The 14,086-nt window shown below is 61.9% G+C and carries 10 protein-coding genes; 9 read left to right on the top strand and 1 reads right to left on the bottom strand.

Going from position 1 to position 14,086, the window contains the following annotated elements; all coding sequences use genetic code 11:
- Window positions 1-64 precede the first annotated feature (64 nt).
- From galE to BMY35_RS34975, 9 genes are all read left to right on the top strand, one after another.
- Window positions 65-1,132 carry a UDP-glucose 4-epimerase GalE gene (gene galE / locus BMY35_RS35010; RefSeq protein ID WP_093209415.1) on the top strand — a complete coding sequence of 356 codons (1,068 nt, stop codon included), beginning with the start codon at window positions 65-67 and terminating at the stop codon, window positions 1,130-1,132.
- 12 nt (window positions 1,133-1,144) lie between these two features.
- Window positions 1,145-2,725 carry a hypothetical protein gene (locus BMY35_RS38115; protein ID WP_143080810.1) on the top strand — a complete coding sequence of 527 codons (1,581 nt, stop codon included), beginning with the start codon at window positions 1,145-1,147 and terminating at the stop codon, window positions 2,723-2,725.
- Window positions 2,726-2,904: 179 nt separating this feature from the next.
- Window positions 2,905-3,768, top strand: coding sequence for a hypothetical protein (locus BMY35_RS35005; RefSeq protein WP_143080809.1), 864 nt, complete (start codon window positions 2,905-2,907; stop codon window positions 3,766-3,768).
- A gap of 160 nt (window positions 3,769-3,928) precedes the next feature.
- Window positions 3,929-4,432 (top strand): SRPBCC family protein, encoded by a 504-nt coding sequence (locus BMY35_RS35000; RefSeq protein ID WP_093209396.1) that lies wholly within the window; start codon window positions 3,929-3,931, stop codon window positions 4,430-4,432.
- Window positions 4,433-4,642: 210 nt separating this feature from the next.
- Complete coding sequence (locus BMY35_RS34995) at window positions 4,643-5,548, top strand: hypothetical protein (protein WP_093209414.1); 906 nt, start codon at window positions 4,643-4,645, stop codon at window positions 5,546-5,548.
- Window positions 5,549-5,706: 158 nt separating this feature from the next.
- The gene (locus tag BMY35_RS34990) at window positions 5,707-6,180 is read left to right on the top strand and encodes a GNAT family N-acetyltransferase (protein WP_218153038.1); all 474 of its coding nucleotides are present in this window, start codon (window positions 5,707-5,709) and stop codon (window positions 6,178-6,180) included.
- 794 nt (window positions 6,181-6,974) lie between these two features.
- Window positions 6,975-10,145 carry an autotransporter outer membrane beta-barrel domain-containing protein gene (locus BMY35_RS34985; RefSeq protein ID WP_093209395.1) on the top strand — a complete coding sequence of 1,057 codons (3,171 nt, stop codon included), beginning with the start codon at window positions 6,975-6,977 and terminating at the stop codon, window positions 10,143-10,145.
- 38 nt (window positions 10,146-10,183) lie between these two features.
- A complete protein-coding gene (locus BMY35_RS34980) occupies window positions 10,184-10,780 on the top strand; it encodes an OmpA family protein (RefSeq protein ID WP_177213784.1) in 597 nt (198 codons plus the stop codon).
- 614 nt (window positions 10,781-11,394) lie between these two features.
- The gene (locus BMY35_RS34975) at window positions 11,395-12,669 is read left to right on the top strand and encodes a hypothetical protein (protein ID WP_093209392.1); all 1,275 of its coding nucleotides are present in this window, start codon (window positions 11,395-11,397) and stop codon (window positions 12,667-12,669) included.
- A gap of 181 nt (window positions 12,670-12,850) precedes the next feature.
- Here BMY35_RS34975 and BMY35_RS34970 read toward each other — a convergent pair whose 3' ends face one another.
- Entirely contained in the window at window positions 12,851-13,600 is a 750-nt protein-coding gene (locus BMY35_RS34970; RefSeq protein ID WP_093209390.1) for a Crp/Fnr family transcriptional regulator, read from the bottom strand.
- Between the last annotated feature and the right edge of the window lie 486 nt (window positions 13,601-14,086).

Genomic DNA, 14,086 nt, shown 5'->3' with positions numbered 1-14,086 from the left:
CCATGGGGAATTGCGAAGCCTCATCGGATTCGAGCATCGGGCCGCCGAAGAACTGATCGCGCGCATGCGCTCCTGCATTCTCGTCACCGGAGGCGCGGGCTTCATCGGTAGCCATATCTGTGTCGCGTTGAGCGCCGGCGGCTACACGCCGCTGATTCTCGACAACTTCAGCAACGGTGATCCGGGTGTGGTCGAACGGCTGGGCAGGATCACCGGAAGACCGCCTCGGTGCATCCGTGGGGATGTGCGCGATCGGGCGCTGCTGGACCGGCTGTTCCGCGAGGAGTGTGTCGAGGGGGTGATCCATCTGGGCGGAGTCAAGGCCGCCAGCGACGGGTTGAGCGATCCGATCGCCTGTCATGAGAACAATGTCGTGGGTTCGTTCACGCTCATCGCGGCGATGCGTGCTGCGAGTGTGAAGAACCTGATCTTTGCATCGTCCGCAGCCGTGTACGGTTCTCCCGACGTCAGCCCTGTTCCTGAATCTGCAGCATGCAGGCCGTCAAGCCCTTACGGTCGTACCAAGCGCGAGATCGAAAGAGCACTGACAGCGCTTTGCGTGGCAGACCCGGCGTGGCGCGTGACAGTGTTGCGCTACTTCAATCCTGCCGGCGCACATGAAAGCGGGCTGATCGGAGAATTCCCGCGCGGGACGCCTCTTCATTTGGTGTCAGCCGTCTGCCAGGCCGCTGCGGGTTTGGGTCAGACGTTCAAGGTGCAAGGCAGTGACTACCCAACGTGGGACGGAACAACGATTCGGGACTACGTCCACGTGATGGATATCGCACGGGCGCACGTACTCGCGTTGGATCACATGCAGCAGCGACCGTGGCAGCAGGGGCTGCAAACGTTGAACCTCGGGACCGGCAGAGGGCACTCGGTGCTGGATGTCGTTCGGGCCGTTGAGCATGTCAGCGGGCGACAAGTCGCTTGCGAGCTTGGCCCACGGAGGGTTGGAGATGTGCCTGCATGCTGGGCAAATCCTTCCATGGCTCTGGCGACTCTGGGATGGCGTGCGAGCGGGAATCTGGAAGCCATCTGCAGAGACAGCTGGTGCTGGCAAGTCTCAAGCGGTCGTTGGCCTGATTCGATCTTGCCGAGAATTCGTATCAATTCAAATCTCAGAAGTTGAAGGTTCGAATCAATGAAGGTTTTTGCATTTGTCGCGGTGGTCGCGATTGCATGGATATTGGCGTTTCTCTCGGTAATACCCTATGGAGGGTCGAGTGCTTTCGTGATGATCGCCGTCCTGTTGACGTGGGGTTTGATCGCCTACTTCCTACTCCTGCTCATCGGGGGGATCATTGCACTGTTTCAACGATCGCCCGAGCAGCCTCCGAATCCTCCTGCGACGCCGGCTTCTACAGATGCCAATGTTGAAACGCCCCCACTGCCTTTCCTGTCTCCGTCCACCATTGCACAGCGAAGGTCTCAAGCGCTGCATGTCGTCCTGGCAATTACCCTGTTATCCCCCCTCTGGCTTCCCCTGGTGAAGATGAAGTGGATGGACGCGCGCTGGGCGCTCTATCGAGAAAGAATCAGTAAATTTTGCAGCGCCGAACTGGCGAGGCTTCCGCCAACACTTCCAATGGATGACCTCGTCGATGAGACGGGCGGATTGAAATGGGAAGACGTCGCGCATCTGCTCACGGTTGTGCGACTGCGCGCTGTTGAGCTGAATTTGACATCGATGCGGTCCAGGTTGAGCGACCAGACAAAGTCCGGTTCCACTCAAACTTCCATTCCCCGTAGCGGCTATGCGCGCTTCGAGTTGGGTGACATGACTTCTCCGGACTGTTTCTCACCGACAGGCATGTCCGCACTGGATTTCGTCAATCGGCCTCCCGTTCGACCTGCGACCTGTCTGCGTGTGACGTATCTGAATGAGCCAACCGCAAGCTTTTCGTTGATTGAACGATCAAACAAGGCGAATTCAGATTTCAGCGACTGGGTGTTGACGGAAAGAGCAAGCGCGAATGAAGTCGCTTCGATAACGGATGCGTTTCGAAAATCCAGGTATCCGGCTGCTGTCCCAGCATGGAATCGAAAAAGACCGCAGAGCAACCGCTGCGATGGTGACGATGGTGGGTACACCGCCTTGCTTGATCGCTTGCGGGGCTCTGTTGCCGCAGTTGAAGCATCGACTTCACGGGTGATGAGCCAGGGTAAGATTTTCTTGAGTGGTCTTTCGTTGAAGTATGCCGGCGTAAAGAAGTTAAGAGAGGACGGAGAACTTAGTGATCTGCGTTCCAGCGACGCCCCTTTTCGCAATCCTTCCGAGAAATGGCTGCGCCGCCCGAGTTGGGCTGAAGCCTACGCAGCAAGCGTCCAGCACGGCGCGTGGGTCTACGAGAATCGTCTGGTCATTCCCTCAAAAAACTCGATAGGCGAGATCGAGTCCCTTGGGGTTTATGGCATGTGGGGGGCTGCGGATTCTCAGCTCATCTTGGTGCAGGCCACTAGTGCAGATCGTGGTGTCGCGGTGTTCGGGGTGGACTTCACAGGCAAAACGCTTTGGGCTGCACAGACGGCACCGCTGACGCCGTGGTCGACTGAATTTCCCTTGACCTTCAGGGCCGAGCGCTTTGAAATTGAAGAGCCATGGCTGTATGTCCATGGAACTTATGGCGGCCCTCATGGAAAGGAGAACCAGCGCCCGTGGACGATTCGACTGTCGCTGGCAGAACTTGCAGAACTCCGCGTAAAGGCGCTGAGCAAGAAGTAAGTATTGGATTCAACTTTGGATGCGCTCTCGGTGTCGATGATGCGAGCCAGTCGAGGAACTCGTTCGGAGCGGCTGGCGCGACGGTGCGCTGCGTCGGCCACGTTCGCTGCTATCCACCCTGGGCGATCTGCTCCATGCCAGCGCCGTGTATAGAACCTACTTTCACCAAGTCTTCCGCCATGCTGTCACGACCATTTCTGAAAAATATCGATCTATCTGCCGCATGGAGCACTGCACTTGTGTTCGGGCTTGCCATGGTGTCGCCCGCATCGGCGCAGAGGAATACGCCAGCGCCGGCACCTCGCGTGGTGTCCGATCTGAAGGACATCTCGATGAAAGCACTCGCCAGCCTGCCCAAAGCTGGCGGCAGCGCCAGTGACCGTGACAGCTGCCGGTGGCACCTCATCCAGCCGAAGACGGCCGCGGCCAGGTTGGTCACCGCGCAGGGCTGGGCGGTGACGGCCGACGTGCCGCTCGGCTCCTATCGCGCCATCAGCTTTGCCGGACAGATGCAAGCCAGGACCAGCGGAACCTGCTACATCACGCAAGGCTACGTGGGGGTGTTCGATGGCGACAAGCTCGTCGCGCTGGTCCATGGCAAGTCGAGCGAAGATGCTGCCATCGGCGACCTGGATCCACTGGAAGACGGCACCGTGCGTGTGTGGGACGGCGAGATCGTCGGCTCGCCGGTGGGCGATCTGCGCGTCGAGGCCGGTGGGGCCCTGCATTTGACCAAGGTGGCCGATGAGGATGCGGTCTGCCAGGGGCGTGCCAAGGTGCCGAACATGTACAACAGGTCCATCGATAGAGCCCGCAAGGCGCTGGCCAGCAAAGGCTGGAAGCCCGTGCGCGCCAAGGCGAACGGCGGATGGCGTCAGGCGGCGTTCATCAAGCGCGGCATCGTCGAAGTCGAATCCTGCTCGGGAACGGGCCTCGCCCATTGCCGCTTCAACTATGCCGGACCGTCCGGCACGCTGTCGCTTATCACCGCGGGCGAAGCGGATCTCCCGAACGTTGTCGACTACGATGTCAAGTGTCGTTGATTCGGTGCACCGCTGGCGCGCCACGGCACGGGTGAGGTCGATCGGGCCGGCCTTGCTGGCGTACGCTGCGCAGATCGCTTCGACGGGTATGCCGGCAACCCCTCGCTCGCAGCCCTCTGCTGGCTTGTAGTTGTTCTGGCAGCCTCCGGATTGAATCCTGATGACTCATCGAAAGCTCGTGTTCTCGATGCCCGCTGAGGCGCACGTGGTATTCGATGCGTTTCACTATCACCGGTGGAAGCAGCAATCGGACTCGCTGGTCGGCCATACGTACGTGAAAGGCGATGCCGAATGTCCGTTCGTTGGCGCGGTGTCGAGCAATGCCGGTGCAGGCTTCTTTCGAGCGTTGTCCATGACGACCGAGTTCGTCGCATTCGACCGGCCGCACCTGGCTGCGGCGACCATGCGAGGGCGGCCGTTCCCTTTTGCACGATGGGCGGCATCGATGCGCCACGTTCTCGAGACCAGTGGCTGTTCGACGCTTGTCTATGCCTACACATTGGAAACATGGCCGGCAGCGGCGCGCTGGTTCATGGAGCCCGTGGTGCACCGGATCTTCCGGAGAGCGACACGAAGGCGTTTCCGAAGGCTGGGCAACCATCTGGCGCACCATGCGGTGGATATCGAGCGATGGCAGCGCGAGCGTGAAGCACCCATGCCGTGAAGGCGGAATTGCCGCTGAGCTTGTTCCTGAAGAGGTTGCCCTGCGCGTGAATCTCTGCGCGAACGGCGGGTGCCGGCGCACAGTCTTGCTGCGCGCCATGAAACTTCCACGGTGAGGGCAACGTGATGGAAACGCTCCAACTTGCCACCTCAATTGGTCCATGTGGCTGATCTGCCGCCACTCCGTTTCCTGACCCAGGATATCCCGTTCATGGAACATAGTGACTACCGTCAGTACGAGGCTTTCCATACGCCCGACCCAAGGATTGCGCCCAGGTGCTCGGTGCAGATGAATCCGCAGGAGCAGGCACGTGCCCAGTCAAAGGCCGTCGTCCATGTGCCTGGCTGGATCGAAATCCTTCTGGCGCCCCTGCTGGTCGGGAGTTGGATCCCCTTGCTCTTGTTCGCCGGTGTCGCCCTTCTGTCGGGCACCGATGGCGACACACTGATCAGTGACCGAGCAAGCGATTTGCTTTGGGCAACCATCCTCTTCATCGGCGCATGGATCGTGAAGAACTGGTTGACCTCGAGGTACGGCGCCCGAGCTCGGTATTGGCGGGAAATGCCGCTTCATGGACAGGCGGAGCAGGAACCGCACACGCTCCGTTTCGCGATGGTCTTGTGGTCGGACGAGCGCGATCCGGAAGGAAACTACGTGGAGGAGTGGATTGACGGAAAGCTGAAAACGCTCGCCGGCAGCGGCACTCGCCAGTGGATATTGGCCAAGACGGCAACGGACTCCTGGCTTGTGCTCAGCCACCTGGCTTCGGGGGAATCGATCTTGCACGAGCGGCTTTCCTTTCCCATCTCCCAGAAGCGGCTGCAGCCTATGCAGGAACTGGCGATTGTGTTTGCACCGAGGACCAACATCTGCCTCGGGCTTCGTTTCAGCGGTCCGGCTGTGCCCTTGGTTCTGACCTGCTACCTGCTGTCTGGACAGGAAACCCAGGACCTGGCCAGGGCTGCACATCACTGGAAATTCTTTCCTCCGCACAGATACGGTGTCGTGGACCCCGCTGAGGCAGCGTGGGTCGATGCGCTGGCCGCCAGGGCCCGCCAGATGTCGGTCCCCGCAGATATTGCAGGAGGGCCGCCATTGGTCACTCGGCAGGCGTGATCCGCGCATCCGATTCGTACACGGCGCGCGTAGACAGTGAGCGCTTGGCGGTTCCATATTGACAGGTGGCCGCTCTCGCGCGTGCGGGCTAAACTGCCGTCGTAGGTGTAGAGCAGACTTTCATCACTTCCATTCGCACGACGGAGCGGGCAAGCCACATGACCGCAATTGAGCACATGACGACGCAAGTCAGACCGGCCTTGCCTGAGGACGCGATGGGCATCAGCCAGGTGATTGTCAGATCACTTCGAGAAAGCAACGCCAAGGACTACTCAGCCGAAATCATTGCTCGCATCGAGACCAACTTCAGTCCCGAGGCCGTGGAGAAATTGATTGCGCACAGATGGGTCTTCGTTGCCATTCATGACCGCCGCATCGTTGGCACTGCAAGTCTCGACGGACATGCCGTTCGCACTGTGTTTGTTGCTCCCGAAGTTCAATCGCGCGGAATCGGTCGCCAACTCATGGCCGTTGTAGAGCAAGCGGCACAAGAGAAGAGGGTGGCGGTCTTGTCGGTGCCCTCTTCAATCACGGCGGAGCCCTTTTACGCCAGGCTCGGATTCAAACCCGTCAGAGACTGCTTTCACGGAGACGAGCGCACCATCATCATGGAACGCAATCTGGCAGCCTAGATTCCTGTGTTGGCCGTTCGCTTCACGACACACCAGAGGCATGGTTGGGAGCAAGCAGCAGCCCGTCCCGCACATTCGACGAGCGCAAGCGGCGCGATCTTGGGAGGCCCGGCAGGTGATTGAGGATGTCCTTGAGTTCGCGAGGTTCACGGATCGTGATCGCGGAGCGTGGTCAAGGGCACCAGGCTCGTGACGACCGCTGCCCGCGCATGGCAAGCGGTTTCGACGATCGGCGCGGCAGCCGATATCACGATCATGTGCTGCTGCGCTCGGTCGTTTCGAAGCCGATGATCATCAGGCGGATCACGGACATATCGCTTGCCGACCTCCTTGGCAGCATTTGTCCCACGCTCGGCATCTCGTGGAGAGCGACCACCCGTGGGCTTGCGTATTTCTGTTTCCCCTGTCCACGCGTCAACGCTTTGCGTCTTGCCTCAAGGCAGAAGCCGCATGCGGCCGTATCGCATGAGCGGATCTATTGGCATGGATGTCTCGAGCCCTCTTCGCCAGATCCGGCCTGGACATGAAGGAGCTGGCGGCTGGGCATTGTTCACAATTTGAAAAGAAGAAACACCTTGAATGTCGGGTGCCAGACATTCGAGGCAAATCAGTCTCTCCTCTCCCTCCTTCGCACGGATAGATTCCGCGCCACTTCGAGGCCTCGCACGGTCGCACAGCCTCGAAATCGCGACCCGCTTGGTGTTCTCGATGGCGGCGAGCTTCCGCATTCGAGCCAATCACCCAACACGGCTGCGCATTCGGCGACCGATCTATATGGAGTACGAGGGAACAGGATGAACAGGACTTTTCGGAGTGTCTACAACGAAGCGCTTGGCGCCTGGGTTGCGGCGAGCGAGGTCAGCGCTGCGCGCGGCAAGAGATCTTCAGGGGCGGCGCTTGGCGCAGCCTTCCTGGCCGCAGCGGCTTTCGGTGGCGCATCACCCGCCTGGGCGGTCAGCGAGTGCGGCACCGTCGCGGCGGGTGGCACCGTCAGCTGCAACGGCGACGGTTCGCCCGCGACCGATGCCGCACCCTATGCCAGCGGCATCTTCTACTCCACGCCCGACGTGAAGCTGGTCCTGGACGGGACCGCCGGCACCCTGACGGTCCAGCCCACCACGCCCGTGATCGCGGTGGCCAACCGCGGCGGCGCGGGCGCCGGCACGCGCGAGGTTCAGATCAACGGCGATGTGCGCATCACGACGATGGCGGGCACGGCCGGCGGCCCCACCATCGGCGCGCAGGCGTACCAGACACAAGGCGGCAATGCGTTGGTGGTGCAGAACGGGGGCACGATCAACGCCGTGGGCGAGAACGCCTTCGGCATCGCGGTGCGCACGGACGGCGGCGGCACCGCGTCCGCGATCCAGAACGGTGGCTCGATTTCGACGACAGGTACGGGAGGAAGCGGCGTGGCGCTTTTCTCCGAGACCTACAGCACGGGGGCCGCCGTCGCCACGCAGAACGGGGGCTCGATCACGACGAACGGATCGCATGCGGTCTATGCACTGGCGCGCGGCAACGGCAGCGCCACGGCGACGCAGACCGGAGGATCGATCAACGCTGCGTCCTCGACCTTCACCAACGCCGGGGTCGTCGCCCAGACCTTGGGCACCGGCGATGCCCACGCGGTACAGACGGGAGGTTCGATCATCACCAACGGTTTCGGCGGTGCGCTGGGTACCGTGGCGAGTGGCAGCGGCAACGCCACGACGGAGCAACGCGGCGGCAGCGTGACGGCGAACGGCATCAATGCCATCGCGGTTGCCGCAGTCACCTCGGGTGCCGGCACGGCGACGGCGGTTCAGGCTGCAGGCCTCACGGCATCGGCGACTGGCGCCAACAGCAACGGCATCGCAGCCTATGCGAGAGGAAGCGGGCGCTATGCGGTCTCGGTGGCCGGATCGGCGATCGGTGGCTCGGGAAGCGCTGCTGCGGCGGTGCACACCTCGGGGGCTGGTGGCGGCACCATCGACATCGCTTCGAGCGCAATGCTCGACGGCTCCCGCTCCGGCATTGCTGTCCTGGATGAAACCGGCGCAGTCGCGGTGACGAGTTCCGGCTCCCTGACCGGGGACATCCTCACCAATGCCGGCAACGACTCGATCAGCCTGGTCGCAGGTTCGGTCAAGGGCAAGATCGACGCCGGTGCCGACGACGACCGCTTCACCTGGTCCGGCGGTACGTTGTCGGGCGGCTTCTTCGGTCAGAACGGCTCCGACACGGCCCTCGTGTCCGCAGCGGGCTACAACGGCAGCCAGATCCTCGACGGCGGCGACGATGTGTCTGCGGCCGATGGCTGGGTCGACCGGTTGACCCTGCAGGGCGTCACGGCCACCGCGGGCGGCGACACGCTGCGCAACTGGGAAAGCATCACCCTGGACAACACGCGCCTGATCCTCGCCGGCACGCCTCTGACGGTGGGCGCGGGCGTGGACGGCAGCGGCAATCCCCTGGGCCTGTTCATCCGGTCCTCCAGCAGCGTGTCGCTGGGGCAGTCCGCCTTCACCGTGAACGGCGACGTGCACAACGCGGGCCTGATCAACCTGCGCAGTGCGTCCGGCGTGCCGGGCAACGTGCTGAGCATCTTCGGCAACTACGCCGGGGCGAATGGCATCGTGCAGCTGAACACGGTGCTCGGCAATGATGCGAGCGTCACCGACAAGCTGGTCGTCAATGGCAACACCAGCGGTACCACCCGCGTACTCGTGAACAACGCGGGCGGCACCGGTGCCGCCACGATCAACGGCATCCAGGTGGTCAAGGTCACCGGTACCTCATCGGAGGGCAACTTCACCCTGGCCGCCCCGGTGCAGGCCGGCGCGTTCGAGTACGGGCTGCACCGCGGCGGTCGCACCGACGGCGACGCCAACAGCTTCTATCTGAGCAGCGTGTACAACCCCGCACCCATCCCCGGGGTGATTCCGGGAGCTGCACCTGTACCGGCCCCGGTGCCGGCGCCCGAGGTGTTCCGTCCCGCGGCGTCGGGTTACGTGATGGGGCAGCTGGCCACGGCCGAGCTGGGCCTGGGCCTGCTGGGGAGTCTGCACAAGCGGGTGGGCGAGCAGCAGACGCTCAAGTGGGATTACTGCGGCTGCGACGCCAAGGCGCCGGAGGACCAGGTCTGGATGCGCCTGCACGCGCAGCGCCTGGACGCGGATGGCAAGCGCCAGTTCGGCTTCGAACAGGAGATGCAGTACTTCCAGCTCGGCAAGGACCTGGCGATCCGCTACAGCGGTGATGCCGGCGACAATTCACGCAGCCATACCGGCATCAGCGCGGGTTATGGGCGCACCAACGTCAACTTCAATGACCGCCGCCGCGGGGATGCGGGCATGGGCTACGACACCGGCAAGATGAAGGGCGAGATGCTGACTCTGGGCGCGTACCACACGCGCTATGCCGACAACGGCAGCTACCTCGACCTGGTGGGCCAGCTGCATTCGGTGCGCAACGACTACACCGACAGATACGGCGGCGAGGGCAAACAGAAGGGCACCGGCCTGGGGCTGAGCGTCGAGGTGGGACGCCCCTGGCAGATTGGAGAAAGCCAATGGCTGATCGAGCCGCAGGCGCAATTGACCTACCAGGTCACGCGTTACCGCGGCTTCGCAGACAACGTGTCCCCGGTGGACGGCTTCACCAGCCAGAGCCTGCGTGGCCGGGTGGGAGCGCGCCTGGCCTGGAACGACAAGGCCGAGCGCAGCGACCAGCTCGCGCGCACCAACACGTTCTACTTCACGGCCAATCTGCTGCACGAGTTCAAGGATCCGAAGGCCGTGACCATCGGCAGCACCGCGGTGAGTGAATGGGGCAAGCAGACCTGGGCAGAGGTAGGTGTCGGGGCACAGCTGCCGCTGAGCAGGACGACCTACCTCTATGGCGGATTGCAGTACCAGCGCTCGCTCAGCGGCGCCCACCGCGAAGGTGTCTCGGGGCAGCTCGGTGTGCGGGTGGCATGGTGAGCGCGGCGCAACTCTCGACAACGACAAGGAAACAACCCATGCACACGAAGAACACTCCGAAGAAGAGCGCGCCGAGCTTGCTCGCTCTCGGCACTGCGGCCGTTGCCGCGCTCGTGCTCGCCGGCTGCAGCAGCCTGCACGACGAGCGCTACAACTGGTGCCAAGGGCAGAACTGCGCACTCACACCCGTCATGCCACCGGCCGCCGCGCCAGTGCAGGTGCCGGCGGCGCCGACGATCCAGCGCGTGACCCTCAGTGCGGATGCTCTTTTTGCCTTCGATCGTTGGAGTGCGGCCGACATGCTGCCGAAGGGGCGCAGCGAACTCGACACGCTGGCTCGCGCGCTGCAAGACCAGCAGATGCAGGTGCAAGGCCTGACGATCACGGGGCACACCGACCGACTCGGCGCAGAGGCCTACAACGAAGAGCTGGCGCTGCGACGTGCCAACACCGTGCGCGACTACCTCAAGGGGGCGGGCGTGAATGTGCCCATGGACGTGCGATCGATGGGGGAGCGCGAGCCTGTGACGCGCGATTGTCTAGGCACGCAGCGCACGCCACGCTTGATTGCCTGTCTGCAGCCGGACCGCCGTGTCGTGGTGGACATCCTGGCTCAGACGAAGACGAACCAGTGAGAAGCGAGAGCGCTGCCGCCCGAGGGAACCCGGGCGGTAGCGCTCCGCTGCAGATTTCCGAAGCACAAGCGAATTCCTGGTTGTGCTGTTGCCGGAAGAAACTGGACTTCTTCGGTGCGAGCCTGAGCTTCGCGAACCCTCCATCAGCGGGAGTCTGGTGCGCAGGAACCCCGCGATTTCGCTGCTGGAGAGCATGAGCGGAGATGCCTGCAACTCCTTTTGCTGCAGATAGTAAGAAATAGGAAGTAGAGAAGTCTCGGGCCCTCCCGTATTCTGGGGATGGCGATCGTCTTGAGAGGGACGGAATGATCTTCGTGCCTGCAGCATTCGCTTTGCGTTGTGTCTTCTGATTGCGGTGGAGATACCTCCCCGAGCCTCGACAGCCAGGTCAAGTTCCACAGTCGCCGGTGCCCGCGGTCTTCAACATGTCTGGCAAACGAAACGGCCCAGGCTTGTCTTCATTGCAATCCGGGAACAGGACAGAGGGCTGTCGAGCTCTTCGTACCGCGTGAACTGGGTACCAACGCACGGCGTGATCCGAGAGTCGAATCTCGGGCGTGGATGGGTCCACTGCTGCATGAGGCTCTATCGTCAGTCAAGACAAAGGAAAGCCAATGTCCGCACCCATCGAAATCAGGATCAACCCAGACTGGGCCGATCCTGCGACGCGCCCCGCATGCAAATATGCGCCGATCGTTGTCGAGAAGATCCAGAGCGTGCCAGCAATTCAGACAATGAAGGAGGTCCTGGAAAAACGCGTCAACACGTGCCGCTTGCTCGCGACGCAAAACGACAACCCTCATCTGCAGGGCACCGGCTGGTTCTCGTTCCTGCGTGCAGGTCCCTCCCACACGCCTCATCTGCGCTCCTCGAGCGTGCCTGTCATCGTCATCAGCGGAGGGAACGCGCTGAAACTGGCCCAGGATCTGAACGCGGACCACAGCCTTGCATGGCATCCGGCGAATCTTCGAAACGAGCCGCTGTATCTCCTCGTCCACAAGCTCGATTTCAGGACCTATCAGGGTGCGCTGTCGCGCATCATGAACAGCTTCCGGAACATGCACCTGATCGGCTGGGACGGCGGAAAGATGACCGGCTTTGGTGCTGCCCGCGCCGCGGCACTGGCGTTTGCCGACTCCTTGCCGTACCGACCTCAGCAGATTCTTCTGATGGACCAGGATGTGGCTCAGACCGAAGGGACGCGGCACACTAGGCCCGACGTGCAACGCAAGGTCACGGACCTGCACAATCAGTTTGCCAAGCCGATCGTCGGGCTTGGGGTCGGCTACCCCACAAGGCAGCCCGTTCCAAAGCCGTTCGCAAACGTGCCTTATCCGCGCCTGAAGGACTTTGCGTCGCCCACTCAGCAGTTCGTGTCCATCAAGGCACCGTTCCGGCAGCGCGCGCAAAGCACCCCTCACCCCTATCTCGCCAATTCGAACTACCTGAAGACAGACGATGGGCTGTATCCGGCGTTCATGGTTGCGGGTGGTGAGGACATGCTCGCAACCTACGAGCTCGACTTGATCCAGGATGACCACAACGACACCCTGCGCCACGAGCGGATCGTCAAGAAGGCACTTCAGGGGCCCAACGATCCTCAGAATCTGTATTGGAACAATGCGCGTGTCGAGACATTGGAGCGGCTCTTCAGGGAAGAAAAATGCACGCCCCTCAGTTTGGAAGGCGTGCCGTATACGCTGGAAGGGCTGTTGCTCTTGTTTACCCATAAGGGCTGGCAGGCAGGCCATCCCACGCCGGAGTCGTACAACAACGCCGCCTGCATCATCGAGCGCATCATCCTGCGCTACTTCAAGATTTCACCGCAGGGAACATTCGGGCACAACGAAGTCTTCCAGCAAAGAAAGGGCTTCATTCCCGTTGTTTGACACCCTCGTGCATGCGTCTGCGCACGCCTTCTGTCGCTCGGGGAAGCGGGGGGCGGGCTGTGCCCCCGCACTGTTCGTGTCCCCGCTGCCCGCCTGTGCGATCAGCGTGCCGTGCTCGTCGCAGACGCAGGCTTAGCCCGGCTGCTGCGCCTGGGCTGTGCTCGGCGATTCCTGTGCGAGCCTACGGAACTGCACTCGCATGACTTCGCAGGACCTTCAGATCAAGCACGCTGATCGAGTTGTAGTTGAGGCCAATCGCGCCGCTTTCGGCCAGCTTGCGAAGGGCCTTGTTGACGGACTGCCTCGTGACCTGCAACAGGGCCGCGAGGTCTTCCTGGGTGATCCGCAGGCCGATCTTGATGGCTGATCCGTCCTTGCTTCCGTAGAGCATCGCCAGTCTTTCGAGTGTCGATGCCAGACGCTGGGAAAAGGAGCCCATCCAGGCGCCGAGCAGGGTATCCAGGACCTGTCGGTGCTGCTTCATCAGCATGACGGCCATGTCTCTCCACAGCGCAGGCTGTTCGTCGAGAAACTGCAGGATCAGCGCCGTCGGCATCTGAACGACTGTCGTATCCAGACAGGCACTGAAGTCATAGAGAACCCGCTGGTCCGGTTCCGGACTTTCCATGCCTTGCGTGTTCTCAAGCAAACGCACCAGACCGATCAGGCTGCCAGGGCCGAGCAGCGTCACCGGCGCGCGCGGCCCTCTGGGCGGCGTGCGGCTGACGATGACGTGACCCGAGATGATCGTGAAGGTCCAAGGCTCACCTGCCTCGACCCCGACAAGCTCGTGCCGGGCGAAGCGCCTGACGCGCGACTTTGCGAGCAGTCGTTGCATCGAGCCTGCGGGCCAGGGACCAAAACCCGAGGTGAGCCTCAGTGCATGCTCCATCAACGCGACGTCTTTCTGGGCGAGTTCGAAATCTGCCATTGCTTCGTGTTGGCCCTCTCGCGAACAAGCATTCACGAGAGAAGAGGGTGATGGAGCGCCGCGGGTACGGATCACTTTTTTGGTTATTTTTTATAGCTTAATGGATCGTGGAACGTGATGTCGTTTTTCTGCGTGCCTCAAGCTCGACTTCGAAAGGAAGACGGTTCATCGAGTGGGCTCTGGAGAGTCAAGAAAAAGGGCCTCATCCTAGGAATGGCAATGCGGTGCTACTAGCACAATGTTTGGAACGGTTGATTGCTGATTCGGCAATCGATGAACACTGCACTTGCGGACGGCACCTTCACGGTGTGCTGACCATGACCGCCCCACTTGAACGAAGTCGCATCGACGAACCGCTTACGCACGACTGACAGCGCAGGTCGAAGGCGGTCTCGGGGCCGGTTGCGGACATTGCCGCTTCTTCATGGCAGCCGTTCGAGGCAGCGCGTACCATGCCGGTCCGTCCGCCGACCCGTTGAGATGGAG

It is taken from the genome of Variovorax sp. YR750 (assembly GCF_900109805.1).
GTDB classification, from domain to species: Bacteria; Pseudomonadota; Gammaproteobacteria; order Burkholderiales; family Burkholderiaceae_C; genus Variovorax; species Variovorax gossypii.
Note: the sequence above shows the minus strand (reverse complement) of the source record. Positions and strands in the feature narration are given on the sequence as shown.

Bases quoted from the DNA above. Each gene is read 5' to 3' on its own strand.
- galE (WP_093209415.1), top strand. From the start codon at position 65: ATGCGCTCCTGCATTCTCGTCACCGGAGGCGCGGGCTTCATCGGTAGC.
- BMY35_RS38115 (WP_143080810.1), top strand. From the start codon at position 1,145: ATGAAGGTTTTTGCATTTGTCGCGGTGGTCGCGATTGCATGGATATTG.
- BMY35_RS35005 (WP_143080809.1), top strand. From the start codon at position 2,905: ATGCTGTCACGACCATTTCTGAAAAATATCGATCTATCTGCCGCATGG.
- BMY35_RS35000 (WP_093209396.1), top strand. From the start codon at position 3,929: ATGACTCATCGAAAGCTCGTGTTCTCGATGCCCGCTGAGGCGCACGTG.
- BMY35_RS34995 (WP_093209414.1), top strand. From the start codon at position 4,643: ATGGAACATAGTGACTACCGTCAGTACGAGGCTTTCCATACGCCCGAC.
- BMY35_RS34990 (WP_218153038.1), top strand. From the start codon at position 5,707: ATGACCGCAATTGAGCACATGACGACGCAAGTCAGACCGGCCTTGCCT.
- BMY35_RS34985 (WP_093209395.1), top strand. From the start codon at position 6,975: ATGAACAGGACTTTTCGGAGTGTCTACAACGAAGCGCTTGGCGCCTGG.
- BMY35_RS34980 (WP_177213784.1), top strand. From the start codon at position 10,184: ATGCACACGAAGAACACTCCGAAGAAGAGCGCGCCGAGCTTGCTCGCT.
- BMY35_RS34975 (WP_093209392.1), top strand. From the start codon at position 11,395: ATGTCCGCACCCATCGAAATCAGGATCAACCCAGACTGGGCCGATCCT.
- BMY35_RS34970 (WP_093209390.1), bottom strand. From the start codon at position 13,600: ATGGCAGATTTCGAACTCGCCCAGAAAGACGTCGCGTTGATGGAGCAT.